This window comes from Blautia sp. MSJ-19 (genome assembly GCF_018918125.1).
In the GTDB taxonomy this organism is placed as follows: domain Bacteria; phylum Bacillota; class Clostridia; order Lachnospirales; family Lachnospiraceae; genus Blautia_A.
Genome location: NZ_JAHLQA010000016.1, coordinates 26253 through 51652 on the forward strand (window position 1 = coordinate 26253; position 25400 = coordinate 51652).

Here is a 25400-nt window from a genome sequence, read left to right on the forward strand (position 1 = left end):
AATATACATTCCATCCTAAAGATGTGGTTATAACCACGAATCAGCAGATTTCAGCACACAAAAAAGACAGAACATAAAGTGCTGTCTTTCCTGTGTATATGCATTTACTTTTCAGTCAAAAAATTCAATTCCCATCAATGTCAGTCCATGTGCCGGTGCGGTCGGTCCGGATACGGATCTGTCACATGCATCAAGGATCTTCTTTACGCGTTCCGGCGGATACTGTCCGTTTCCAACCTGGATCAGCGTTCCCGCAATGATGCGCACCATGTTGTAAAGAAATCCCTCACCTCTGACACGGATCGTCACAATATCTCCATCTCTCCAGACATCAATTCCGGTGATCGTGCGGACTGTGGATTTGACCTGTGCACCTGTTCCGCAGAAACTTGCAAAATCATGACGTCCGATCAGATAAGATGTCGCCTCCCGCATCTTGTCCACATCCAGCTTATAATGATAAAAATACGAATACAGGCGCTCGGTCGGAACCGGAAATTTACGGTTCAGAATACGATATTCATATGTTTTCTCACTGTCACAGTACCTTGGGTGAAAATCTGCTTCCACTTCTTCTGACAACTGGATCCGGATATCCTCCGGCAGTCTCTGGTTCAGCGCATAGGAAATCTTTTCTCCCGGAATGCGCGTATTCGTATCAAACACAGCTACGTTACCAAGTGCATGCACTCCGGCATCGGTACGGCTGGCACCCATAATCTCTATTTTTTCGCCAAGAAGATCTGTCAGTGCATCGTTAAGCACACCCTGAATGGTGATTCCATTCGGCTGGATCTGCCAGCCACTGTAATTCGTTCCGTCATACGCAACTACAAGTCCAACTCTTTTCATCTTATCCTCCATTTATGGTAAAAATGGCTCTCGCCTTTTACAGCAAGAACCATCTCTATTCTTATAAACCAACCACGCGAAATCCGATTGCCACTGCAAGATATGCAAACAGAATCAGATATGCAATGTGATCTCTCTTTTTATATTTCAGCGGTTTCATCTGCGTACGATTGTCCCCGCCATGATAGCAACGTGCTTCCATCGCCATCGCCAGATCATTCGCACGGCGAAATGCAGAAATAAACAGTGGTACCAGAAGTGGAACCATATTTTTGACTTTCTGGATCAGATTACCATTCTCAAAATCTGCACCACGGGCAATCTGCGCCTTCATGATCTTGTCCGTCTCTTCCAGAAGGATTGGAATAAAACGGAGTGCGATTGACATCATCATCGCAATCTCATGTACCGGTACATGAATCTTGTTTAATGGACGAAGGCTTTTCTCCAGACCATCTGTAAGCTGATTCGGTGTCGTTGTCAGTGTCATCAGTGAAGATCCGATCACCAGATAGATCAGTCGGATTGCCATACGCACTGCCATCGAAATACCCTCTCTGGTGATCTTAAAGATTCCCAGAGTAACGATTGCTTCTCCCGGTGTCAGCAGGATATTAAAGACCATCGTGATCAGAAGAATCATAAAAATCGCTTTCAGACCCTTAAAGATAAACTTCACCGGAACGGTAGATACCAGGATCATTCCTGCCAGAAATACCGTTGCAACTGCATATCCCACCACTGTATGGAACAAAAATACGGATACAATAAAAACAAGTGTGCCAAACAGCTTCGTTCTCGGATCCAGTTTATGAATCACCGATTTTGCCGGATAATACTGTCCGATCGTAATATCTCTAATCATTCTGAGCGCCTCCCTTCAGCAAAGGAGAGTTCATTTCCCGAAGTGCACGCAGGATATCTTCTTTCGCCTCTTCCACCGTCGTGTCAGAAGGATCTACTGGAAGTCCCTTTTCCTTCAGGGCATGCATGATATAGGTGATCTGAGGAGCTGCAAGTCCCATTTCCTCAAGCTCTTTATAATGTGAGAAAACCTTTTTCGGTGTATCGTCAAAAGCAATCTTTCCGTGATTGACTACGATCAGGCGTTCCACATATTTGGCAACATCTTCCATGCTGTGTGATACCAGAATGATCGTGATGCCACGAACTTTGTGAAGTTCTGCAATCTGATCCAGAATCTCATCTCTTCCCTTTGGGTCCAGACCGGCAGTCGGCTCATCCAGAATCAGGATCTTCGGATTCATTGCCAGAACCCCGGCAATCGCCACACGTTTCTTCTGGCCTCCGGAAAGGTCAAACGGAGATTTGTTGAAATTTTTTTCTTTGAAACCAACCTGCTGAAGCGCTTTCTTTGCTTCTTCCTCGGCTTCCTCTCTGCTCTTTCCCTGATTCATCGGTCCAAAGCAGACATCAGAAAGCACATCACTTTCAAAAAGCTGATGCTCCGGATATTGGAATACCAGACCTACTTCACTGCGCAGTGCACGTCTGTTATAGTTCTCTGCCCACACATCTTCTCCATTGTACAGCACTTCACCGGATGTCGGCTGAATCAGTGCATTCAGATGCTGGATCAACGTGGATTTCCCACTGCCTGTATGTCCGATCACACCGATAAACTGTCCGTCAGGAATATTCAGATTGATGTCTTTTAATGCATGGATCTCATAAGAAGTTCCAGGACTGTATGTGTATGTTACGTTTTTTAATTCTATTGACATAAGGCATTTACCAACTCTTCCGTAGTAAGGATTCCATCCGGAATATCCACTCCGGACTGTTTCAGTTCATGTGCCAGCAATGTGACCTGCGGCACATCCAGACGATACTTTTTCAGTGTTTCGACCTGAGAAAAGATTTCTTTTGGTGTTCCCTGCATCACTACATGACCGCCATCCATAACAACCACGCGATCGGCATCAATGACTTCTTCCATATAGTGTGTAATCAGAACAACTGTGACATTCTCCTGTCGATTGAGCTGGTGAACAGCTTCCAGCACTTCTTTGCGTCCGTTCGGATCCAGCATGGCAGTCGGCTCATCCAGAACAATACACTGCGGACGCATTGCCATCACACCGGCGATCGCCACACGCTGCTTCTGTCCTCCGGAAAGTTTATTCGGTGAATGATGACGATATGCTGTCATTCCGGTCTTCTGAAGACTTTCATCCACACGTTTCCAGATATCTCCGGTAGATATCCCCATATTTTCCGGTCCGAATCCCACATCTTCCTCCACTACGGTTCCGATGATCTGGTTATCCGGGTTCTGAAATACCATTCCCGCCTTCTGACGGACCTTCCAGAGCTCCGGCTCTTTCGCCGTATCGATCCCATCTATCCAGATTGTACCTTCTGTCGGGATCAGCAGTGCATTGATGTGTTTTGCAAATGTAGACTTTCCGGAACCGTTATGTCCCAGCACAGCTACAAATTCACCAGCCTGAATATCCAGATCTACTCCATCAACTGCTCGCTGCGTAGCTTCTACATTTCCGTCTTCGTCATATCTTAAATAGTCAAATGCAAGTTTTGCCGCTTTGATGATTCCCATCTTTTTAGTCCTTTCAGGCTTCCTCGGAAGGTTCTTCGCCGGTCAGAGATTCGATCAGTTCCCAGATTTCGTCTCTTCCCTGCTTTGTCTCTGCTGAATAAGGAATCACAGTTGTTCCTTTCTTAAGACCAAGACCTTCTCTTATGGCTTTCAGGTTCTTCTGAACCTGGCTGCGTTTCAGTTTATCCAGTTTCGTTGCAATAATGATCGGTTCATATCCGTTGTGAAGAATCCATTCATACATCTGTCTGTCATTTGCAGATGGATCATGACGGATGTCGATCAGAAGAAAAACGGCTTTGAGATTTCGGGAAGTATGAAGATAATTCTCAATCATCCTTCCCCATTTTTCTTTTTCTGCCGGTGTCACACGGGCATATCCATATCCCGGAAGATCCACAAGATCAATCTCTTCATTGATCTTGTAAAAATTGATCGTCTGTGTTTTACCGGGCTGTGCACTGGTACGTGCCAGTGCCTTACGGTTCATCAGTCCATTGATCAGAGATGATTTGCCGACATTTGACTTGCCTGCAAATGCGACTTCCGGCAGTCCGGTATCCGGAATTTTGCTGGTAATGCCGCATACAATGTCTAAAACTGCACTTTTTATAACCATAAACTCAAAATCCTCTTTCGATTATCGTGCAAGTGCCTCGTGAAGCACCTCATTCATGTTATCTACAAAGGAGATTTTCAGTCCGTCAAGAATCTCGGCATCCATCTCCTGAATATCCGGTTTGTTTTCCTTCGGTACCAGTACCTGTTTGATTCTGGCGTATTTCGCTGCAAGAAGTTTTTCTTTCAGTCCGCCGATCGGAAGTACCCGTCCGCGAAGCGTGATCTCACCGGTCATTGCCACATCTGCACGCACTTCTCTGCCGATGATTGCAGAAAGCATGGCAGTTGCCATCGTAATACCCGCAGAAGGTCCGTCTTTTGGAACGGCTCCCTCCGGAATATGTACATGGATATCATTTTCCTGGAAAAATTCCGGGGAAATATCATATTTGTCTGCCACAGAACGGATATAGGAAATCCCCGCCTGTGCCGATTCTTTCATCACATCTCCAAGCTGTCCGGTCAGGACAAGTTCTCCCTTGCCAGGCATTACATTGACTTCAATCTGCAGTGTATCACCGCCAACCTGTGTCCATGCAAGTCCTCTGGCAATTCCAACTTCATCTTTCTTGTTTGCCATCAGATAGCTGTATCTGGCTTTACCAAGATAGTTCTCCAGATTTTTGCTGTTGACCGTCACTTTCTTCTGATCATTTTCCATGATCTCACGTGCTGCCTTACGGCAGATCTGTCCAATCTTACGCTCCAGACTACGCACACCGGCTTCTCTGGTATAAAGTGTAATGATCTTACGGAGTGCCGGTGCCTGAATGACAAGCTTGCCTTTTGGAATACCATTGACTTCCAGCTGCTTCGGAATCAGATGCTCTTTTGCGATATGTTCTTTTTCATTTTCTGTATATCCGGAAATCTCAATCACTTCCATACGGTCAAGAAGTGGTCTCGGGATGCCGTCCATATCATTGGCCGTTGCAATAAAAAGCACCTCGGAAAGATCCTGTGGAACTTCCACATAATGATCGTTAAAATGACTGTTCTGTTCCGGATCCAGCACCTCAAGAAGTGCTGCGGAAGTATCTCCCTTGTAATCACTGCTCGTCTTGTCAATCTCATCGAGAAGCATCAGTGGATTGCTGACCCCTGCCTGTGAAAGAGCTGTCGTAATACGTCCTGGCATGGCTCCGACATAAGTTTTGCGATGGCCACGAATCTCCGCTTCATCACGGACTCCACCCAGACAGATACGCACATATTTCTTGTGCAAAGCTTCTGCTACGGACCTGGCAATGGAAGTCTTACCTGTTCCAGGAGGTCCTACCAGACAGAGAATCGGACTCTTGCCACCGGATGTCAGTTTGCGCACTGCCAGGAATTCCATGATACGTTCCTTGACATCTTTCAGACCATAATGTCCTTCTTCCAGAATCTTCCATGCTTCTTTAAGATCTGTGGAATCTTCGGATTTTTTATTCCACGGAAGTCCAAGAAGTGTCTCAATATAAGTGCTGAGCACACTGCTCTCGGCAGCACCATTATTCATACTTCTAAAGCGGTCAATTTCTTTATTCAGCTTATCCCTTACTTCCTGCGGTGCATCCAGTGCCTCTGCTTTCTGACGGTACTCTTCTGCCGTATCCGCTGTATTGTCCTCGCCAAGTTCTTCTCTGATCAGTTTTAACTGCTCTCTCAGAATATAGTCTCGCTGATTCTTGTCCACACGTGCCTTCAGTTTTCGCTGCAGATCATGACCGATCTGAAGTACCTCGATCTCATTGCTTAAAATTGCCGCAAGGACCTCATACTGACTTTCAAGACTGACGGCCTCCAGAATCTTCTGCTTATTCTGATAGGTCAGTGGCACATTCACGGATATCTGCGTGATCAGTTCTTCCAGTCCTGTGATATTCATGATCTGTGCAGCAAGATCTTTGCTGATCTTGCCACTTTCCATACAATATCTCTGGAAAAGTTCCTGAATACTGCGGAACATGGCTTCCCGAAGTGAATTTGCATAATGTGCTCCGTCCGGCTCAAAAAGTGCCGTCTCTGCTTTGAGAAACGGCTCTTCCTGTTCCAGTCCCAGAAGTTCTGCACGCTCAACTCCCTCTACCAGTACTCTGAGAAGATCATGTGGAAGCTTCACTACCTGTTTGATGTAGGCAACGGTTCCCACCTGATACAGATCAGACATTTTCGGCTTCTCTACTTCCGAATCCTTCTGTGTAACCAGAAAAATCTTCTGATCATGAAGCATTGCTGCCTCTATAGCCTTGATCGAGCGTTCTCTGCTGACATCAAAGTGTACGATCATATCCGGAAGGATGGTCGTTCCGCGGAGTGCAATCGCCGGAAGAATGCTAATTGGCTGTTTCATGTATCTTCAGTCCCTTCTTTAAGCCGTTTCCGGCTTTCCTGTCTTTCTGGAACGGGATTTTCTTCTTGTGGTACTCTGCTGTACAGCAGGCTGTTCACCATGAACCACTTCCGGTTCTCCGGTTCCGTCTACTGCATCTTTTGTGATGATGCATTTGCATATCGTATCATCGGAAGGAGTACGGTACATCAGATCCATCAGAGATTTCTCCATGATAGAACGAAGTCCTCTGGCACCAGTTTTGCGTTCCAGAGATTTTCTGGCAACTTCTTTCAGCGCGTCTTCCTGGAATTCCAGTTCCACTCCATCCAGTTCGAATAATTTGTGATATTGTTTGGTCAGAGAGTTCTTTGGCTCTTTGAGAATACGGATCAGTGCTTCCTCATCCAGTCCGTCTAACGTAACCACGATCGGCACACGTCCGATAAATTCCGGAATCAGACCATATTTGATAAAGTCTTCCGGCATAACATCTTTCAGAACTTCTCCGATATTTCTTTCTTCCTGCACAGATACATCTGCTCCAAATCCGATGGATTTGGTATCCTGCCGTGCCTCAATGGTCTTTTCGATTCCATCAAATGCACCACCGCAGATAAACAGGATATTGGTTGTATCGATCTGAATAAATTCCTGATGCGGATGTTTACGTCCACCCTGTGGCGGAACACTTGCCACAGTACCTTCCAGAATCTTCAGAAGAGCCTGCTGTACACCTTCACCAGATACATCTCGGGTGATCGATGCATTTTCGGATTTTCTTGTGATCTTGTCAATCTCATCAATATAGATGATTCCATACTGTGCACGTTCGATATCATAATCTGCCGCCTGAATGATCTTGAGAAGGATATTCTCTACATCCTCACCAACATAGCCGGCCTCTGTAAGTGTTGTAGCATCTGCGATCGCAAACGGTACATTCAGAAGGCGGGCAAGTGTCTGCGCCAGAAGTGTTTTACCGGAACCGGTCGGTCCAAGCATCAGAATATTACTTTTCTGCAGTTCCACATCAAGATTTTTGGATGCGGTAATTCTCTTATAATGGTTATAGACTGCCACAGACAGTGCTTTCTTCGCTTCATCCTGTCCGATGACGTAGTCATCCAGAATCTTATGGATCTCTTCTGGTTTCAGCAGATTGATATCAGAATCATAAACATTCTCTGCTTCGTACTGAGCCAGTTCTTCTTCCATAATCTCTGAGCAGATGCCTATACACTCATCACAGATAAAGACTCCTTCCGGTCCTGCGATCAGCTTGCGGACCTGGTCTTCTGATTTGTGACAAAAAGAGCATCTGACTTTTCCATCTCTCATTTTTTCTGCCATAGATAATTCTCGTTTCCTTTCCGTATTGATATGGCACAAAAGGAACCCCCTGAAAAGAGGTTCCTTCTGTCTGCTTTATTTATGCTCGACAACACCATCGATCAGTCCGTATGCTTTTGCTTCTTCAGCAGTCATATAATTGTCGCGGTCTGTGTCTTTTTCCACTACTTCATAAGGCTGTCCTGTGTTCTCTGCCAGAATCTCATTCAGGGTTCGTTTGGTCTGGGCGATGTGATCTGCAACGATCTGAATCTCTGTTGCCTGACCCTGTGCACCGCCTGACGGCTGATGAATCATGATCGTAGAGTGTGGCAGGGCATATCTCTTGCCCTTGGTTCCGCCTGCCAGAAGAAAAGCACCCATGCTGGCTGCCATTCCGAGACAGATTGTGGAAACATCACACTTGATGTATTTCATGGTATCATAAATAGCCATACCTGCTGTTACAGAGCCACCCGGACTGTTGATATACAGCTGAATATCCTTGCTCGGATCCTCTGCTTCCAGGAACAGAAGCTGTGCCACGATAATGCTGGCACTTACGTCATTTACTTCTTCTCCAAGAAAGATAATGCGGTCTTTCAGAAGACGGGAATAAATATCGTAACTTCTCTCTCCTCTGCTTGTCTGTTCAATGACATATGGTACTAAACTCATATATACTATGCCTCCATTCGTCGATTCCAGTGGTTCAGGATTAACGTCTGCTCAGGCTTCCTTTGCTTCGTCAGCAACGAGAGTTACGGCTTTCTGTACAGCCATATCTTTCTTCATCTGCTCTAACTCGCGGTCACCAAGCAGTTCTTTGATCTTCTCCACTTCCATCTTGTATGCATCAGCCATTTTCTTGAATTCTTCTTCAACTTCTTCATCTGTTGGCTGAATGTTTTCAACTTCTGCAATTTTTTCAAGAACAAGTCTTGTCTGGATTCTCTTCAGAGCCTGTGGCTTCATTTCTTCCTGCATTTTCTCAAGAGTCATTCCTGTGAACTGGAAGTACTGCTCCATGGTAAGTCCCTGGGACTGCATTCTTCTGGAGAAATCATCCAGCATCTGGCGAACCTGTGTATTCAGCATAGCGTCCGGGATTTCCATCTCAGCGTTTTCGATTGCTTTATCTACAGCTGCATTTTCTTTTGCAGCGCGTGCTTCTTTTTCTTTCTTTTCTGTCAGGTTCTTCTTGATGTCTTCTCTGTACTCTGCAAGAGTATCGAATTCAGAAGCGTCCTGTGCAAAATCATCATCCAGTTCCGGAAGTTCTTTTGCTTCTACTTTCTTAACGTCACACTGGAATACAGCTTCTTTGCCAGCCAGTTCTTTTGCCTGGTATTCTTCCGGGAATGTAACTTTAACTTCTACATGATCTCCGGCTTTGGATCCAACCAGCTGATCTTCAAATCCCGGGATGAAAGAACCGGAACCAAGTGTCAGCGGATAGTCTGTTCCTTTGCCGCCTTCGAATGCTTCGCCATCAACGAATCCTTCGAAATCGATTGTTGTGATGTCACCGTTTTCTGCTCCACGGTCTTCTACTGTAACTGTTCTGGAGTTTTTCTCCTGCTCTTTTTTCAGTTCAGCTTCAACGTCCTCGTCTGTTACTTCTGTTTCAGACTTCGGAACCTCTACACCTTTGTACTCACCAAGAATAACTTCCGGTTTTACAGCTACTTCTGCTGTGAAGATGAAAGCTTTTCCTGGTTCAGCCTGTGTTACGTCGATTTCCGGCTGGGATACGATCTCAAGGTCGCATTCTTCCAGTGCTTTGCTGTAGTGCTCCGGAATCAGAGAATTTGCAGCGTCTTCAAGGAAGATTCCCTTGCCGTACATCTGCTCGATCATTTTTCTTGGAGCTTTTCCTTTACGGAATCCTGGAAGAGTGATTCTTCCTTTTGCTTTCTGATATGCAGCCTGCATAGCTTTCTCTAAATCTTCAGCAGAAACCTCGATTGTAAGTTTCGCCATGTTCTTTTCCAGTTTTTCCACCTGTAAACTCATGTTTCCTGTTCCTCCTTAATTTTCAGGTTAGATTTCTTATAATCGTAGCTGATCGGTAGTTCACAGCTACTTATCTTCTACCTATAATCTTTATCCCTGTGCCTGTTTTCTATAGTTCAGGCATCTGTATCCCTGTATTAAGAGATACAATTACAGTCATTATCGTAGTATAGCACAACGTATTTAAAAACACCAGTATTTTTTTACGAAAAAGCCCTGTTTTCCTTTATTTCCGGCTGTAAACCACGGATTCAGCAATTTCATCTGCCTTTTTTTCTCCCAGAAGCTGTCCGATCAGACTGAGTGCGAAGTCTACGGCTGTTCCAAGTCCTCTGCTGGTCGTCACATTGCCATCCACAACAACTTTGTCAGAGGAGCGCTCTGCTCCGGCAAGACCATCCATGCAGGAAGGATATGCAGTTGCTTTTTTTCCATCCAGAAATCCAAGAGAAGCCAGTACAGTCGGTGCTGCGCAGATAGCCGCAACCTTTCCGCCCTTTTTATAAAAATCTGTCAGAAGATCACGGAGCGGCTGATATTCACCCAGATACTTCGTTCCCGGCATTCCTCCCGGAAGTACCAGCATATCTGCATCTGTAAAATCTGTCTCTGCAAACAGCAGATCTGTCTGCATGTTGATTCCATGAGAAGTCGTGATCTCCCTGGAATCTCTGATTGAAACAGTCTTTATGTCAATGTCTGCGCGGCGCATCAGATCCACTACGGTCAGGCCTTCAATATCTTCAAATCCGTCTGCAAGAAAAATATATACTTTTTTGCTCATAAAAAAGTTCCTCCTTTTTGAATAGCCATACTGGTATTCAGTATAGCATTTCTGCTCCAAAAGGGATATACTAAATCCACAAATAATAAATCATTTTTTCTCAAAACCAGCATTTAAAGGAGTCTTGTATATGGAAATTGAAAGAAAATATCTGATTGAAAAAGAACAGCTTCCGGAAAACCTTTCTGCATACCCGTTCCACAGAATCGAACAGGGATATCTCTGTACTTCCCCGGTCGTCCGCATCCGCAGACAGGATAATGACTACTACCTGACATACAAATCAAAAGGCCTCATGTCCAGAGAAGAATATAATCTTCCACTGACACAGGAGGCCTATGAACATTTGAAGCCCAAAGCAGACGGACTTGTCATATCCAAAACCCGTTATCTGATTCCCGAAAAAGACGGGCTCACGATCGAGCTGGATGTTTTTCATGATGATTATGAAGGGCTGCTGCTTGCAGAGGTGGAATTTGCATCCGAAGACGCCGCAAATTCCTACACACCGCCGGCATGGTTCGGACGTGATGTGACGTTCTCCACAGAATATCACAACAGTACGCTGAGCAGAGGAAGAAAGTAATTCTTATTTTTCTTCCTGTTCACAGCAGGACACATCCTCAGCCACTTCTTTTTGGTCTTTGCTTTTCTTAAATGGTGCATGTGCCATATCGCTGTCCTCTGTCATCAGGAATTTCCGGATGGCAAAGAGGATGGCAATGGCAATGACCCCGATCAGAGTCTGTGCAGGCGCCATATGTTCCACGACCATCTGTCTGGCGGTTGCAAACATCAGGACTTCTACAACTGTCTGTGCCGAATGCCGGCAGAGCATCTTGACAAACTCCACACCGACTACCAGTGACAGGGCATTCGCCAGAAACCTTGTAAAAAAGTCAATATCCATATCCATGACGGATGTCTCTGTAATTGCATAGATCAGGCGAATACCGGCAAGTGCAATCACGATCAGGATCACGATAGAAAGCACGATCTCTGTGTAGCGGGCAACATTATAGATGCCCTCGTTAAAATGCTTACGGATTCGATGGTTAACCTCCTTGTGCATAAAAACCTCCCATAAAACGTTTTTTTCAGCGTTACTTACTGTTTTATCGTATCATGGACATACATGCCCTGTCATGTTCTTTCCTCTATACATAATAATTTACTGTTCACTCCGTCCACAGTCAATTATTGGTCAAAACACCTCGCGGGATATTACCTGTTAACAGTAACCACATCTTTTCATTCATGTTTCTTTTTACGTACATGGATTTCCGGAACAGCAACTTCATCATAGGTGATGGATTCGTCTTCTCTGCTTTCACCCGACTCTTCTTTTTTATCTCCTATGTGGATTTCCGGAACAGCCAGATTTTCTGTATCCACTCTGTATTTTTTTATTTTTTCTTTTCTTTCTTTGATTTTTTTACCAAATCCAAACATGGTTCCCTTCCCCCCAATTCAGTTAAAGAAAATTAATAAAAAACGTAATCGTAAGACTGTTGATAAAATCTGCAAACAAGCTTCCGATCAGCGGTATCAGAAGATACGCCTTTACAGACGGTTCGTATTTATCACAGATTGCCTGCATATTGGCCATAGCATTCGGTGTCGCACCCATACCGAATCCACAGGTTCCCGCCGCCAGAACTGCTGCATCATAATCTCTTCCCATAATATTGAATACCACAAATCTTGCAAACAGAAACATCAGAAGCACCTGCCCCGTCAGAAGGACTACCAGCGGCAGCGCCAGTGCCGCAAGCTGCCAGAGTTTCAGGGTAATCATTGCGATTCCCAGGAACAGTGACAGGCAGATACCACCCATGTCATTAATCTCGCCCATATAAACCGTGTATTTTCCGGTATATTCAGAAATGTTACGGATAATGGCAGCACAGATCATCGCTCCGATATAGATTGGAAATGTCATTCCGGTCATAGACAGAAAATAAGACACGATCGTTCCTGCACCGACCGCAAGAATCAGCTGAAAAACAGCCGACGGATACATCGATACATGTCGTTCATGTTTCTTTTCATCTTCTGCCAGAATGCTGTCATCCACCGGCACTACCGTAGACAGAAGATTTTTCTTTTCTACCAGACGGCTTCCGATCGGACCGCCGATCATACTTCCGGCGATCAGACCGAACGTTGCTGCCGCTGTGCAGAATGTCGTTGCACCGGAAACACCAAAATCCTCCAGAACCGGTCCGAATGCACCGGCTGTTCCGTGACCTCCTACCATCGGGATCGAGCCCGTACAAAGCCCGATATAAGAATCAATTCCGAGAAGCTTCGCCAGACCGATTGCCAGGAAGTTCTGGGATATGATCAGTGTCAGTACCAGTACCAGAAATACGACCAGTGATTTTCCTCCCTGTTTCAGGACTTTCAGATTGGCCTGAAATCCTACTGATGTAAAGAAAAATACCATACACACTTCTTTCAAAGTATCATCAAACGAAAACTCCGCCACTCCTGTCGCATAGCAGACGCAGGTAAACACGGCAAAAAGCAGTCCGCCAATAACCGGTGAGGGAATACAGAACTTTTCCAGCAGGTAGATCCTGTTTCGCAAAAATTTTCCAAGCATCAGTGCCACCACGGCAACCGCAATGGTCTGATACATATCCAGTGTAATATTCATTCTCGTCTTTACCTCTCTGTTCCCTTTGTTGAAGTATTTTCAACCTGAATTCCCTGTTCTTCGTAATACTTAAGTGCTCCCGGATGGAATGGGATCGTAATTCCCGATGCTGCACGGCTGTCGTCCTGCTCAATCGTAACACCGGTAGAATACTGCAGTTCTTTTTCTCTGGTATTCATGATCTTTGTCAGGGAATATGCCACATCCTCTGACATTTTATTACTTACACACAGAACTGTTTTGACTCCCAGTGTGGAAACCTCTTTCTCCTGTCCGATGTATGTTCCGGCCGGAATCACGGTTCTTAAGTAAAACGGATACTCACCTTTCATTCTTTTTTCAACTGTATGATCAATGTCCAGTAGCCGGATGTCACACTGTCTGGAAAGTTCATCGATCATGGTTGTTTTCAGACCTGAAGTGCAGAAAACAGCATCGATTTCTCCTGCTTCAAGTTCTTTCGCAGATTCTGTATAATCCAGATTTACGGTTTTTACAAGACCATCCGTCAGACCACAGGCTGCCAGAATCTGTTCTGCATTCTGCTCACTTCCTGATTCTTCCGCTCCTACACTGACCGTTTTATCCTGCAGATCATCCAGAGATTCAATCCCGGAATCTGCTCTGACCACGATCTGCATCACCTCTGTATACGGACTTCCGATCGCACTGTATCCCTGAAGAAGTTTTTTTCCTTTGTAATCGCCCTCTCCATAATAAACGTTGTTAATGATATCTGCCTGTGCGATTCCCATCTGGATATAATCCTCAGAAAGAAGTCTCAGATTGGCCACCGATCCTGTCGTCGTCCGGATATCAAATTCATAATCTGTAATTTCCTTTTCTGCCATGTCTACCAGTGCATTGGTCATCATATAGTAGACACCACCAACCGGTGCCGAACCTGCTCGTATCGTATGTCCCGGTGCGCTGCAGCCGGTCATACCCACAAATACTGCTGTCGATGCAAGAACAACTGCCAGTATCTTTTTCATTTTTGTATTCCTCACAATATGTCCTCCATTTAGAAGATTTTGGTCGTCCACTTGCTCATATCCCAGACTTCATTTACCACATCCTGATAAAATTCCGGTTCGTGGCAGATCAGAAGGATGCTTCCTCTGTATTCTTTGAGAGCACTCTTTAATGCATCTTTGGCGTCTACGTCCAGATGGTTGGTCGGCTCGTCAAGAAGCAGAACATTGGTGTCTCTGTTGACAAGTTTGCACAGACGGACTTTTGCCTGCTCGCCACCACTCAAGACTCTTACCTGACTCTCGATATGTTTGGTCGTCAGGCCACATTTTGCAAGGGCAGAACGCACTTCGTACTGTGTATAGGACGGAAATTCCTGCCAGAGTTCTTCGATACAGGTTGTGCGGTTATCCCCCTTTACTTCCTGTTCGAAATATCCCAGCTGGAGATTTTCTCCACGCTCGCAGCTGCCTTTAAGAGACGGGATCAGTCCTAGAATACTCTTGAGAAGAGTTGTTTTTCCGATACCATTTGTTCCGACCAGTGCGATCTTCTGTCCGCGTTCCATGGTGAAATTCAGTGGTTTTGACAACGGTTCCTCATAGCCGATCACAAGGTCATGTGTTTCAAAAAGCATCTTGCCCGGAGTTCTTCCGTAACGGAAATTGAATTCCGGCTTCGGTTTTTCTGCTGCCAGTTCGATCACATCCATCTTGTCCAGTTTCTTCTGTCTGGACATTGCCATATTTCGGGTAGAGACACGAGCTTTGTTTCTCGCAACAAAATCTTTGAGTTCACTGATCTCCTGCTGCTGACGACGATATGCCGCTTCCAGCTGTGCTTTTTTAACTGCATACACTTCCTGGAAATGATCATAGTCACCCACATAACGGTTCAGTTCCTGATTTTCCATATGGTAGATGATATTAACCACTTCATTCAGAAACGGAATGTCATGAGAGATCAGGATAAACGCATTTTCATAATCCAGCAGATAGCGTTTCAGCCATGCGATATGTTCCTCATCAAGATAGTTGGTCGGCTCATCGAGAAGAAGGATGTCCGGTTTCTCCAGAAGAAGTTTACCCAGGAGCACCTTTGTTCTCTGACCACCGCTTAAGTCTGTTACATCACGGTCAAGTCCCAGATCAAGAAGTCCAAGTGCTCTCGCAACCTCTTCTACCTTTGCATCGATCACATAAAAATCATGCAGAGTCAGTTCATCCTGAATGGTTCCCAATTCTTCCATCAGTGTATTCATCTCTTCTTCATCTGCACTTCCGAGAAGATCACAGATTTCATTCATTCTCTGTTCTTTCTGAAGAAGTGGATCAAAGGCAGATTTCAGGACTTCCTGAATTGTCATGCCTTTTTCAAGGACCGCATGCTGATCGAGATATCCGGCATGCACATTTTTTGCCCATTCTACCTTACCCTCATCCGGCATCAGCTTCCCTGTGACAATGCTCATAAAAGTAGACTTACCTTCGCCATTTGCACCGACAAGCCCTATATGCTCTCCTTTGAGGAGCCGAAAAGAAACATCTGAGAAGATAGCTCTGTCTCCAAAGCCATGGGTCAGATGTTCTACATTCAATATACTCATATTTTATTCTCGCTTTCTTAAAGTGATATCTGTGGATTGCCATACAGGTTCACACCTCTGCAATCCTGATATTTCGTATTATAGCCGAAGCCATATCATGAATGCAACCTGTTTTGTATTCGCGTTGTCCATACGGCAAACCAAATTGTTCCGTACAGAAAAAAAACGACTGTACACGTTTTGATATGTACAGTCGCTTTTTTCAGATCATTTCATTTTCAGTCTGTTTCATTAAATACTTTTTTGTCAAGAGCACCATTCTGATGTGCAACAATAGTTGTGCAGACAGCATCACCTGTAATGTTGACTGCCGTTCTTGTCATATCCAGGATACGGTCGATACCCATGATCAGACCGATTGCCTCTACCGGAAGACCTACAGAGTTGAATACCATAGTCAGGGTTACAAGACCAACACTCGGTACACCTGCGGTACCTACAGAAGCAAGTGTTGCTGTTCCGATAACAGTTACGTAATCCATCGGGCTTAAGTGGATGCCAAATGCCTGTGCCGCAAAAACTACCGCAACACCCTGCATGATGGAAGTACCATCCATGTTGATCGTTGCACCAAGCGGGATGGTGAAGGAAGAAATCTTCTTGGATACACCGACCTTCTTGGAAAGAGTATCAATAGACATCGGAATGGTCGCATTGGATGTAGCAGTTGAGAATGCGAATGCCATAACCGGGAAAAATTTCTTGATAAAACGGATCGGATTCAGACCTGTAAAGATCTTGAGCAGGATCTGATATACACCGAAGCACTGGATCGCCAGGGCAAGCAGTACACCGATCATATATTTTGCCAGCGGAATGAATGCGCTGAAACCGATGTTTGCAAACGTACGGCTGATCAGGCAGAAAACTCCGATCGGTGCAAGGCTCATGATCATCATGGTCATTTCCATCATAATGTCATTGAACTGGCTGAAGAAGTTTGCTACTGTCTCTGCACGCTCTCCCATCTTTGCAAGGATTACGCCGACGATCAGGGCAAATACGATAACCTGAAGCATGGTTCCGCTTGCCAGAGAATTGATCGGGTTGTCCGGAATGATGTTGAGGATCGTATCGGTAAGGGAAGTTGCCTCCATCGTTTCTACAGACGCTGCTGAACTCTGAATCGCACTCATATCAAGTCCGACACCAGGATTGATCAGGTTTCCGACTCCAAGCGCAACGCAAACTGCCAGTGCAGTGGTTGCAAGATAAAAAGCCAGTGTTCTCACACCTACGGTTCCGAGTTTCTTGGTATCTCCGATCGCCATGCTTCCGCAGACCAGAGAACAGAATACCAGCGGTACAACCAGCATCTTCATCAGACGGATAAAGCCCTGTCCAATGACATAAAGGATACCTTCAATAATTACATCTTTCTTGAAGCTACTGTCCGGAACCAGATAGCAGAGAATGATACCAAGGATTGCACCTGCGATCAGGGCGATAAAGATCTTGGTCGTCAGACCGATTGCTTTTTTGTTCGGAGTCTTTGCTTTTGTGTTTTTTTCTTTCATCTTAGTCCTCCGTTCTTTCATCCATGTATTCTTTCAGAGACTCTTTCCAGTCCGGCATGTCATACATCTCAATGATACGGAGAATGAAATTGTCCAGAACTGCATATGGTGGTCTGACAGAAGAGAGGTCTGACTGCTCGGTCGGAACAGATTTCAGTTCGATATTCTTTCCGGCAAGCCGTAAAATCTCCTGTGCAAATTCATAACGGTTGCAGACACCGCTGCAGGTCACATGATAAGTTCCATATTCATTTGTGCTGATCAGATACAGGATCATTCTTGCCAGATCCTTCGCGCTGGTCGGAGAGCCAAACTGGTCAGATGCTACGGAAAGAGATCTGCCGGCCTCTGCGGCCTCCAGAACACGGTTTACGAAATTACGTCCGCCCTGTCCGTATACCCAGTTACTGCGAATAACGAAGTGCTTGTGTGTAAATTCTTTAACATAATATTCACCGGCTCTCTTGGATCTGCCATAAACAGTCAGCGGATTGGTGTCATCAAACTCCGTATACGGTTTCTTACTCTGTCCATCAAATACATCATCTGTAGAAAGCTGTACGATCTTAGAACCGCACTTTCTGGCAACGATACTTAAGTTTCTTGCACCAAGTGCATTGACACGATATGCATGCTCCGGATTTCTTTCGCATTCATCGGTATCTGTAATACCTGTACAGTTGATGATCACATCCGGACGGTTGACTGTACCAAAATTAATCACTTCATCCGTATCTGTAATGTCCAGTTCATCAAGATCTGTGTTCAGTGCCTCGATCTGCATCGGATCCAGTACATCATTCAGTGCCCGGCCAATCTACCCGCTTGCCCCCGCAATCCATACTTTTAACATCTCTGCTACTACCTCCTCAAAATAAAATACGGCGCTGATTCAGATCAAATCAACGCCGTTTCAATCTTTATATCTTTTAATATTTTAGCAAGTTAAAGCATGTCTGTCAAGGAAAAGCGCAGTACGTAAAGATATTCCGATGCAAAATGCGATTTTCATATTGTATTTTTCGAAATACTGCTGCTTTTTCATTGCACAGTCTGTTGTTTTGTACTATTCTTATTCAAGTCGAACACATATTTCTGATATATCCCGAATTACTATCAGACCGACCATTCTAATTAATTTCATATTTACAGGAGGTTCCTCTATGACTAAAATTGACCATGCAGCGATTCGTACCTGCGCTTATGAAGACGCGCAGAAATTCTTTGAAAACGTATTTGATATGCATATGTGGCGCGAGATCGGTGAAAAACCGGCCCGCAAATGCTGGTTCCGTGAGGGTATCCAGCTCTGCGAGACCACAGAGATCAATACCACTGCTGAAAACGGATATGATCACATTTCTCTCGCTGTAGATTCTGTAGAAGAGATTATGGAAAAGATCAAATCTTATCCGGTAAAAGCCATCAACGATCACTGGTTCTCTCTTCCTGACGGAACAAAAATTGAGCTGAAGCTTCTGGAAAACTGGAAGGTAAATGACTGATCTGCTATTTTTACCATTTTTTCTTTATATTGCAAACAAAACTCCGGAGAAACGAATTCCCCGGAGTTTTGTTTTATAAACAGTTTATTTAAATTTTCTGTAGTTCTTTTGTCAACTGCTTCTATACCTGTTTACTTCAGCAATTCATCTGAAACTTTCACAAGTTCATCACGGATCTTGATATGCTGTGGACAGACTTCTTCACATTTTCCACATTTCACACATTCTGTCGCAGATTTCCTTCCGTGTCCGCCAACCAGCCATTCTTCCTGATGCAGTGCCTGTGGCTTGCTTCCATACAATGTCAGGTAATTCATTGCGGTAAAGGAACCGGATATTCCAATCTCTTTCGGACAGACTTTTGCACAGTAATTACAGGTAGTACATGGGATCAACGGAATTTTCTTTAATTCTTCCTGAGCTCTGTCGAGAGTTTCTTTTTCTTTGTCAGAAAGTCCGTTGAAGTCTTTCATATAAGAAAGGTTGTCCTGCATCTGTTCAATGTTGCTCATTCCTGAAAGAACGGTGATCACGCCTTCCAGATTTGCTGCGAAACGTACTGCCCAGGATGCTGCAGATGCGTCCGGTTCTGCATCCTTGAGAATCTTTTCTACACTTTCCGGCGGAGTTGCAAGCATGCCGCCTTTGACCGGCTCCATGATGACTACCGGTTTGCCATGTTTCCGTGCAACTTCATAACATCCTCTGGACTGAATTGCCGGATTTTCCCAGTCAGCGTAGTTGATCTGAAGCTGTACAAATTCCATCTCCGGATGTGCAGTCAGGATTGCTTCCAGTTCTTCCGGGGTGGAATGGAAAGAAAAGCCCACATGTTTGATCAGGCCCTGTGCTTTTTTCTCCTGCACCCAGCTCCACAGATCAAAATCATCGAAATATTTGGTACGTGCTTCGCCCAGATTATGAAGCAGATAAAAATCAAAATATCCTGCTCCTGTCTGTTTCAGAGATGTTTCAAACTGTGCTGTCGCATCTTCTCTTGTCTTGCAGTTGATCCATGCTGCGTTCTTTGTTGCAAGTTTAAAACTTTCTCGTGGATAACGCTCTACCAGAGCCTGGCGGATTGCATCCTCACTTCCCGCATAAGCCCATGCCGTATCAAAATAAGTAAATCCGGCATCCATAAAAAGATCTACCATCTTTTTGGTCTGCTCAATATCAATCGTGTCATCATCAAGTTTCGGCAGACGCATCAGTCCAAATCCAAGTTTCTTGATTTCTTCTCCTAAATATGCCATAGGGATATCCTCCTTTTTATATTTCGTAACTGCCGTTGTTCGCCGTCACGGTATCTTTTTTATTTTAGCACATTTTTCTGATATGGCAAACTTTCTCTGTCTTTCAGATTTTTTCTTCTGCCTGTATCAGTGTCTTTGTTCCCTGCATCTGTCCTGCCTGCTCAGGATATCAGATATTTTTTGATTCCATCTGAGAGCCCCTTTACCATCTTTTTCTGATAAGAAGCAGTCTGCATCTTCCGGTCTTCTGAAGGATTAGACATATATCCAAGTTCAATCAATGTTGTTGGCACCTGACTCCAGTTATTTCCACTCATAGAATCATTTTCCCATACATACTCTTTGCGGCATCCAGTCGCACGGACGTAAGAATCCAGTACTGTTTTGGAAAGTGTGTAACATTGCTTTGCCATTTTTCTGGAAACAAAACGGTTTCTGCTGCTGACACTGATCGTCAGAGCGCCATTCGCACTGGAAAAATCCACATCATTTGCATGGATTCTGAGATATACATCTGCCTTCGCTTTATTTGCAACTCTGGCACGCTGTACACAACTGATCGCCGTCTTGTTGTCTTTGCGCGTCAGAATGACTTTGCATCCCTGATTTTGCAGTTCTTTCTGCAGTTTTTTTGCCACGTTCAGCGTCAGCTGATATTCATTCACTTTTGTACTGCATCCCTGCGCTCCGGAGGTATCTTTTGTTTTGCGCTCCCGTGAACCCGGTCCAAGCGGTTCGTACCCTTTTGCAACTTTACCGGAGTGCCCCGGATCCAAAACAACCACCGGGGTCCAGACACCATTTCGGTCAATCTTTCTTCCCTGAATAGTTGTATTTGTTTTCATTTTGCCGCTCTTTTTATCAAAATAACGGTAATGTTTTCCAGTATACTGCCACCCGGTATGAAGAACGCCTTTCATATCAAAACAATAATAGTCATTTCCGATTTTGCTGAATCCTTTTTTTATAACTCCATTCTGATAATAACTGCGTTTTCCTTTTACTGTTTTCCAGCCGGTATATTTGTTTTTTGTGATAGATGCCGCCTGTACAGTCTGTACCATGCCTGATCCTGTCTTTTCTCCTGCACCTGTATCCGCCAACACGCCCGCCAGAAGCAGAAGGCTAAGCAAGATACAGACCACGCGTTTTGTTTTTTTCATACGCTGTTTCCTCCTTTGTGTACTGTATAGATTTTCTCATACTATCTCAAACTTGTAAATGTATTCTTTCACGGCATTCTTTTGACTCTCTCTATACTTACTTATCCTTAGGTCATCCATTTCCGGGCATTCTTTTGACTTGCTGCTCACTTACTTATCTTTAGACTATTCTCTTGCTTTGACCTTATCACTTTTCAGTTATTTTTCCAATTCTGAAAGCATGTTATCTAATTTGTCTAATAAGTAAATTGAAGGATCTTCCATGTCTGCCTTTAGCTTATTCATTGCAATTAAATCATCTGTGTCTAAAAGAATAATGAGTTTTCCGTTCTCTCTCAGGCATCCCTTTGCCGCCCAGTAGGCGTGCTCATCATATCCATGTGCGGCAATAATTATTCCTACACTGCGCAATGCCTTTGCGTATAAATACTTCTCAGTAGTATATATTTCTTTTTGAGTTATCGGCTCGCTATAATTCTTAAACTCAAAAATAACATATTTGGACTTAAAATACCTTTCTAAAATGGACCAAAAGGTTTTTTGATTTTCATCTTATTCGTTATATCTATCAAAATCAAGTCCGGATATTTTTCAAGATAATAACTACGTTTTCTCTCATCAATTTTGCTTCCCACCACAACTGCAGGCGTCATCTCGAATGTTTTTCCAGTCAAATAGATCCGCTCCACGGCTCTTTCGTATAACTGTAAATACTTTACCTCAACACAATAACGCTTATTATCCTTCTCAGCAACAATATCTATGTCTCCTGACCGGTGCTGCAATTTAACATTCTGGTTTACTGAATATCCAGCAGTTTCAAAAATTTTTGCAACAATGCTCTCGAACACACACTCGCTCCCTACATTCAAAGGTAATTCACCTCATTTCTCATATTGCTCTTTTCACCTACTTCTTTATTGAGTTAATTTCCTTCTCTAAATTCTGTATCACCTTCATGACTTCCTTAAAAGAAGGAATATTACCATAGAGCATATCGCGCATATTCGCATAGTCTTCCGCAAGAGCATCTAAGCGATATTCCGGTGGAACTAACTTCAGGGTCCCTGGAGTTGCTTCTTGGTACTTTGCCCAGGCTCTTGGATAGAACTTCATTTTGAAGTCTACTACTGTTTTCAGTAATTCCACTTGTGCAAAGGCTGCCTCCTTCACAGGTGTCATAGACATGCGGTACAGATCATAGTAGTGCCGTGAATAACGCTGAGGCATTTCGGAACTTTCAGGCCTATTGGCTTCATGGTGCAGGATCGTTGCCTTTTCCCAGAAAGTCCGCTCCGGCGCAACAGTCAAAATCGCTGTGTCCTTTTGCGCAAATACTTTGGGGTAATAGATTGCTGCATAGGGCTCGATCTGAGCAATTTTTGCAGGCGTCCAAGCAGCCAACGCACCAATTTCCAAACGAATGACCTGTAAGGTAGCGGAATTCGTAAACAGGTGCGGATAGGCAAAGATAACGGTCTGCTTATCCTTCTCGTCTATGTAGATGTTTGCCTCACAGCCAAGCTCTTGAGAAAGTTCTACCTGAATGGTGGGACAAAACTGCTCCGCAAGGAAAACTTCCGCCCGCGCATTGGCCTCTTTGTTGAACGCATCCTGCTTCGTATTAGAGCGCTTTTCCCATGGTTCATCCTTACTATATCCCAGTACCCGCCAATCCAGAATCAGGTCAATATCTTCGGAAAAACGGCTGATCAAATTGAATGCCTTAGAAAGACTGGTGCCGCCTTTGAAGGTAATAGCGTTCTTCCAGGGGCAGCGGAGGAACAGATAATCTAAAGTAAAGCATACCCAAAAATCTTTCTCCACGATGGCATCATTCAAGCCCATCTTATCTGCTGTATTTCGGAACAGTTCGCGCCGGTCACTTTCCGGCAATCGTGCTACATTTCTCATTGTGTGTCACCTCCGCACATTTTTCGTATCGTATCATAAACCCAATCCGTGGATTCCGTTGCCTCTCTCAGACAGGCTTGCTTTTCATCCTCGGAAAGCTTTTCAGAAAGCGTCTGTATAATCTCCGGCGTCACATTGGTTCTTCCCAGAGTTTTCAACGCCTGAATCACCAAACTCGTCATGTAAGACAGGCCGGTGATTTCTTTGTTGGTTCTATGCTTAAATTCCAGCTTGGTGGAATTCCACTCATAGGTCTTATACGGGCCGTCGCTGATGTAGGACCAGACCGCTGTTACCTGTGTAGAAAGGCCCAGCAGATTCAGGGCCGTATTTCCGCATGGAGCAATGGTCCAGTGGTAACTTCGCGCCAATGCCTTTGCGACAGCGTCCGGGTCGGCCGCTACATATTCATCAAGCAACTTGCTGTACTTCGGCTTTTCGTAGACACCTTTTAGTATTCTGCGGAGCCTACCAGCCTGTGTTAATCTGTTCAGAGTTCGTCTGACCGTTTCCTGATCAGCAATATCCGCAAAATCAGAGTTCACAAAAATTGTGCCATCGACTGCGTTTCCAATTCTCTCTTGTATTTGTTTTGAGAATCCTTTTGCCACTATGCTCGCCTCCTTTTGTCCCGAATATTATATATTATTCGGGACATTTTTGCAACTGAGTAGCTCAATATATTTTTAGTATTTCCTAATTGAGTATACTCATACAGTGTATTAGGGGCGATAACACTCTTTTGCTCATCGGTTATGTTAGTAGAATTTCTATGGACAGCTATCTACCAGTAATTGTTACAAAAAGGCTTGACCACAACAAATTTTTGTGGACTTCCGCTGAACTTACTTATTTGCTGGTCATTTTTCGCTTGAATTTCCATTGGTCTAATCTGCATTTATTCTTACTCAGGTCATTTTCCCACAGTAATATCACACTATCTTTCGTGCTTTTATACGACACATGATAAAATCCCCCTCTAAGCACTGCAAAATTCTCTATTTTTTACTTTATCTGAACATTACAGAGTAATTTCCTATCAAAAAAATCCGGAAGCACTTTTCTCTTATCTGCTTCCGGATTCTGTAATTTCTATATATAGTTTTAAGCCTGCTTTTATGCTTCTGCACTTTTTCTTACTGTAAAATATGTTGCTGCTCTGTCAATGATTTTGTTGCAGATTACCGTATAAACCGCACCAAATACATTCGCACCAATACGAAGCGCTACTGCTGCCGGCATGCCGAACAGTCCTGCTGCAATAGACAGGGCACCAAAAGTATTGAACGCAGTCTGCCAGGCATATCCTGCTGAATAGCCTACGCCTATTCCACCGATCATGCCAATATACGGATACATGGATTCCGGCAGGATCAGATACAATACGATAAATAAAACACATCCTACAATATTGAAGATTCCTCGTTTTCCTGCGCGTCCCATGCAGTCTTCGGTAAAGGGCAGGCACACAGACATGCAGGCAATTCCTGCCCACATCGCTCTCGGAAGTCCCAGAAGGTTCATGAAGAGCATTGCGCTGGAAACAATCAAAGTCAGCTTCAGATACCATCTGCCGCGTGCAGAATTCAGGTTGAATTCGCGAAACAGATCCAGGAATGTTCTTTTGTAGAGACGGTTTTTCTGGTTTTTGTAAAAGATCACCATACACAGTATCATTCCAACAAGAAGCCCTTCTACTCTCTTTATGTATTCAGCTCCGGTCACATCATATCCCAGTAGAAGAAGATATCCCAGAACAAATGTGGAATGATTATACATAATCACGTTGTGGCAACCCAGAATCATCAGAAGCATGATGCAAATGATGTTCGCTGCAAATGCCGGTACTGCGGATACTGAATTTGCAATCCCTGGACCTACCATCAGAATCCCGTAAATACCTGCAATACACAAAAGCCCATGTGTCGTCCGTATTCCAAAATCTGCCTGTCTGAGTACCAGCACTGCCAGAAGGACGGTTACTCCAACCACGCTGTTATTGCTGCCGGTGAGTTTGCTGTATAAAGAGACAACCGCCACACAGAATGCCATCACGAGGTATACTTTGAAATTGTAGATCAGAATGTGTCGTCTTTTTTCCTTCGAATCTGTGGTATTTTTGATCAACTGCTTCGAGCCCACAGAACTCAGTTGCAGTTCCTGATAAAAGGTCATAATTCTCGCTCCTCGTATAATAAGTTTGTAAGCAAGAAAAACAGCTTACAGACTTATTCTTTTTTTGATTAGACAGAAGGATAATTCTAAACATCCTTTCCGAAGATTCTTCTTCCATCATGCTGGT

Annotated in this window: 25 protein-coding genes; 2 read left to right on the top strand and 23 right to left on the bottom strand. The window is 44.3% G+C overall.

The window, feature by feature from the left end; genetic code table 11:
- Nucleotides 1-111: 111 nt before the first annotated feature.
- The 10 genes from truA to KQI91_RS06930 form a co-directional block, all read right to left on the bottom strand.
- Nucleotides 112-852, bottom strand: coding sequence for a tRNA pseudouridine(38-40) synthase TruA (gene truA, locus KQI91_RS06885; RefSeq protein WP_216392115.1), 741 nt, complete (start codon nt 850-852; stop codon nt 112-114).
- A gap of 61 nt (nt 853-913) precedes the next feature.
- On the bottom strand, nt 914-1717 hold the full coding sequence (locus KQI91_RS06890; RefSeq protein ID WP_216392116.1) for an energy-coupling factor transporter transmembrane component T family protein: 804 nt from the start codon (nt 1715-1717) through the stop codon (nt 914-916).
- Nucleotides 1710-2597, bottom strand: a complete 888-nt coding sequence (locus KQI91_RS06895; protein ID WP_216392117.1) for an energy-coupling factor transporter ATPase — start codon at nt 2595-2597, stop codon at nt 1710-1712. Before KQI91_RS06895 ends, KQI91_RS06890 begins: the two co-directional genes overlap by 8 nt.
- Complete coding sequence (locus KQI91_RS06900; RefSeq protein WP_216392118.1) at nt 2588-3433, bottom strand: energy-coupling factor transporter ATPase; 846 nt, start codon at nt 3431-3433, stop codon at nt 2588-2590. The genes KQI91_RS06895 and KQI91_RS06900 overlap by 10 nt, the downstream gene beginning before the upstream one ends.
- Before the next feature lie 13 nt (nt 3434-3446).
- On the bottom strand, nt 3447-4052 hold the full coding sequence (yihA, locus tag KQI91_RS06905) for a ribosome biogenesis GTP-binding protein YihA/YsxC (RefSeq protein WP_216392119.1): 606 nt from the start codon (nt 4050-4052) through the stop codon (nt 3447-3449).
- A 21-nt stretch (nt 4053-4073) separates the two neighbouring features.
- Nucleotides 4074-6389 (bottom strand): endopeptidase La, encoded by a 2316-nt coding sequence (lon, locus tag KQI91_RS06910; RefSeq protein ID WP_216392120.1) that lies wholly within the window; start codon nt 6387-6389, stop codon nt 4074-4076.
- 18 nt (nt 6390-6407) lie between these two features.
- Nucleotides 6408-7721, bottom strand: a complete 1314-nt coding sequence (gene clpX, locus KQI91_RS06915; protein WP_216392121.1) for an ATP-dependent Clp protease ATP-binding subunit ClpX — start codon at nt 7719-7721, stop codon at nt 6408-6410.
- 75 nt (nt 7722-7796) lie between these two features.
- A complete protein-coding gene (clpP, locus tag KQI91_RS06920; RefSeq protein ID WP_015542128.1) occupies nt 7797-8378 on the bottom strand; it encodes an ATP-dependent Clp endopeptidase proteolytic subunit ClpP in 582 nt (193 codons plus the stop codon).
- 51 nt (nt 8379-8429) lie between these two features.
- Entirely contained in the window at nt 8430-9716 is a 1287-nt protein-coding gene (gene tig, locus KQI91_RS06925) for a trigger factor (protein ID WP_216392122.1), read from the bottom strand.
- Between the two features lie 226 nt (nt 9717-9942).
- Entirely contained in the window at nt 9943-10500 is a 558-nt protein-coding gene (locus KQI91_RS06930; protein ID WP_216392123.1) for a DJ-1 family glyoxalase III, read from the bottom strand.
- 130 nt (nt 10501-10630) lie between these two features.
- On the opposite strand from KQI91_RS06930, the gene KQI91_RS06935 reads away from it, so the two are divergent.
- The gene (locus KQI91_RS06935) at nt 10631-11086 is read left to right on the top strand and encodes a CYTH domain-containing protein (RefSeq protein WP_216392124.1); all 456 of its coding nucleotides are present in this window, start codon (nt 10631-10633) and stop codon (nt 11084-11086) included.
- Nucleotides 11087-11089: 3 nt separating this feature from the next.
- Here the strand turns inward: KQI91_RS06935 and KQI91_RS06940 are convergent, their stop codons facing one another.
- From KQI91_RS06940 to rfbD, 7 genes are all read right to left on the bottom strand, one after another.
- The gene (locus KQI91_RS06940; protein WP_216392125.1) at nt 11090-11572 is read right to left on the bottom strand and encodes a transporter; all 483 of its coding nucleotides are present in this window, start codon (nt 11570-11572) and stop codon (nt 11090-11092) included.
- Between the two features lie 179 nt (nt 11573-11751).
- On the bottom strand, nt 11752-11952 hold the full coding sequence (locus KQI91_RS06945) for a hypothetical protein (RefSeq protein WP_216392126.1): 201 nt from the start codon (nt 11950-11952) through the stop codon (nt 11752-11754).
- Between the two features lie 22 nt (nt 11953-11974).
- A complete protein-coding gene (gene gltS, locus KQI91_RS06950) occupies nt 11975-13162 on the bottom strand; it encodes a sodium/glutamate symporter (protein WP_216392127.1) in 1188 nt (395 codons plus the stop codon).
- An 8-nt stretch (nt 13163-13170) separates the two neighbouring features.
- A complete protein-coding gene (locus KQI91_RS06955) occupies nt 13171-14172 on the bottom strand; it encodes a TAXI family TRAP transporter solute-binding subunit (RefSeq protein ID WP_330654480.1) in 1002 nt (333 codons plus the stop codon).
- Nucleotides 14173-14186: 14 nt separating this feature from the next.
- Complete coding sequence (locus KQI91_RS06960; protein ID WP_216392128.1) at nt 14187-15743, bottom strand: ABC-F family ATP-binding cassette domain-containing protein; 1557 nt, start codon at nt 15741-15743, stop codon at nt 14187-14189.
- 218 nt (nt 15744-15961) lie between these two features.
- Entirely contained in the window at nt 15962-17260 is a 1299-nt protein-coding gene (locus tag KQI91_RS06965; RefSeq protein ID WP_216392129.1) for a dicarboxylate/amino acid:cation symporter, read from the bottom strand.
- Between the two features lies 1 nt (nt 17261).
- Nucleotides 17262-18077 carry a dTDP-4-dehydrorhamnose reductase gene (rfbD, locus tag KQI91_RS06970; RefSeq protein WP_330654481.1) on the bottom strand — a complete coding sequence of 272 codons (816 nt, stop codon included), beginning with the start codon at nt 18075-18077 and terminating at the stop codon, nt 17262-17264.
- 346 nt (nt 18078-18423) lie between these two features.
- Between rfbD and KQI91_RS06975 the strand changes: the two genes are divergently transcribed.
- On the top strand, nt 18424-18765 hold the full coding sequence (locus KQI91_RS06975) for a VOC family protein (RefSeq protein WP_216392130.1): 342 nt from the start codon (nt 18424-18426) through the stop codon (nt 18763-18765).
- Between the two features lie 131 nt (nt 18766-18896).
- Here KQI91_RS06975 and KQI91_RS06980 read toward each other — a convergent pair whose 3' ends face one another.
- The 6 genes from KQI91_RS06980 to KQI91_RS07005 all read right to left on the bottom strand — a co-directional run bounded on the left by KQI91_RS06980 (nt 18897) and on the right by KQI91_RS07005 (nt 25273).
- On the bottom strand, nt 18897-20021 hold the full coding sequence (locus KQI91_RS06980) for an aldo/keto reductase (protein ID WP_216392131.1): 1125 nt from the start codon (nt 20019-20021) through the stop codon (nt 18897-18899).
- A 161-nt stretch (nt 20022-20182) separates the two neighbouring features.
- Entirely contained in the window at nt 20183-21184 is a 1002-nt protein-coding gene (locus tag KQI91_RS06985) for an N-acetylmuramoyl-L-alanine amidase (protein WP_216392132.1), read from the bottom strand.
- 518 nt (nt 21185-21702) lie between these two features.
- Nucleotides 21703-22035, bottom strand: a complete 333-nt coding sequence (locus KQI91_RS06990; protein ID WP_216392133.1) for a restriction endonuclease — start codon at nt 22033-22035, stop codon at nt 21703-21705.
- Nucleotides 22036-22093: 58 nt separating this feature from the next.
- Nucleotides 22094-23098, bottom strand: a complete 1005-nt coding sequence (locus KQI91_RS06995) for a nucleotidyl transferase AbiEii/AbiGii toxin family protein (protein WP_216392134.1) — start codon at nt 23096-23098, stop codon at nt 22094-22096.
- Nucleotides 23095-23709: a DUF6088 family protein gene (locus KQI91_RS07000; RefSeq protein ID WP_216392135.1), complete on the bottom strand. Its 615-nt coding sequence runs from the start codon at nt 23707-23709 to the stop codon at nt 23095-23097. Before KQI91_RS07000 ends, KQI91_RS06995 begins: the two co-directional genes overlap by 4 nt.
- 505 nt (nt 23710-24214) lie before the next feature.
- Nucleotides 24215-25273 carry an FUSC family protein gene (locus KQI91_RS07005; RefSeq protein ID WP_216392136.1) on the bottom strand — a complete coding sequence of 353 codons (1059 nt, stop codon included), beginning with the start codon at nt 25271-25273 and terminating at the stop codon, nt 24215-24217.
- Between the last annotated feature and the right edge of the window lie 127 nt (nt 25274-25400).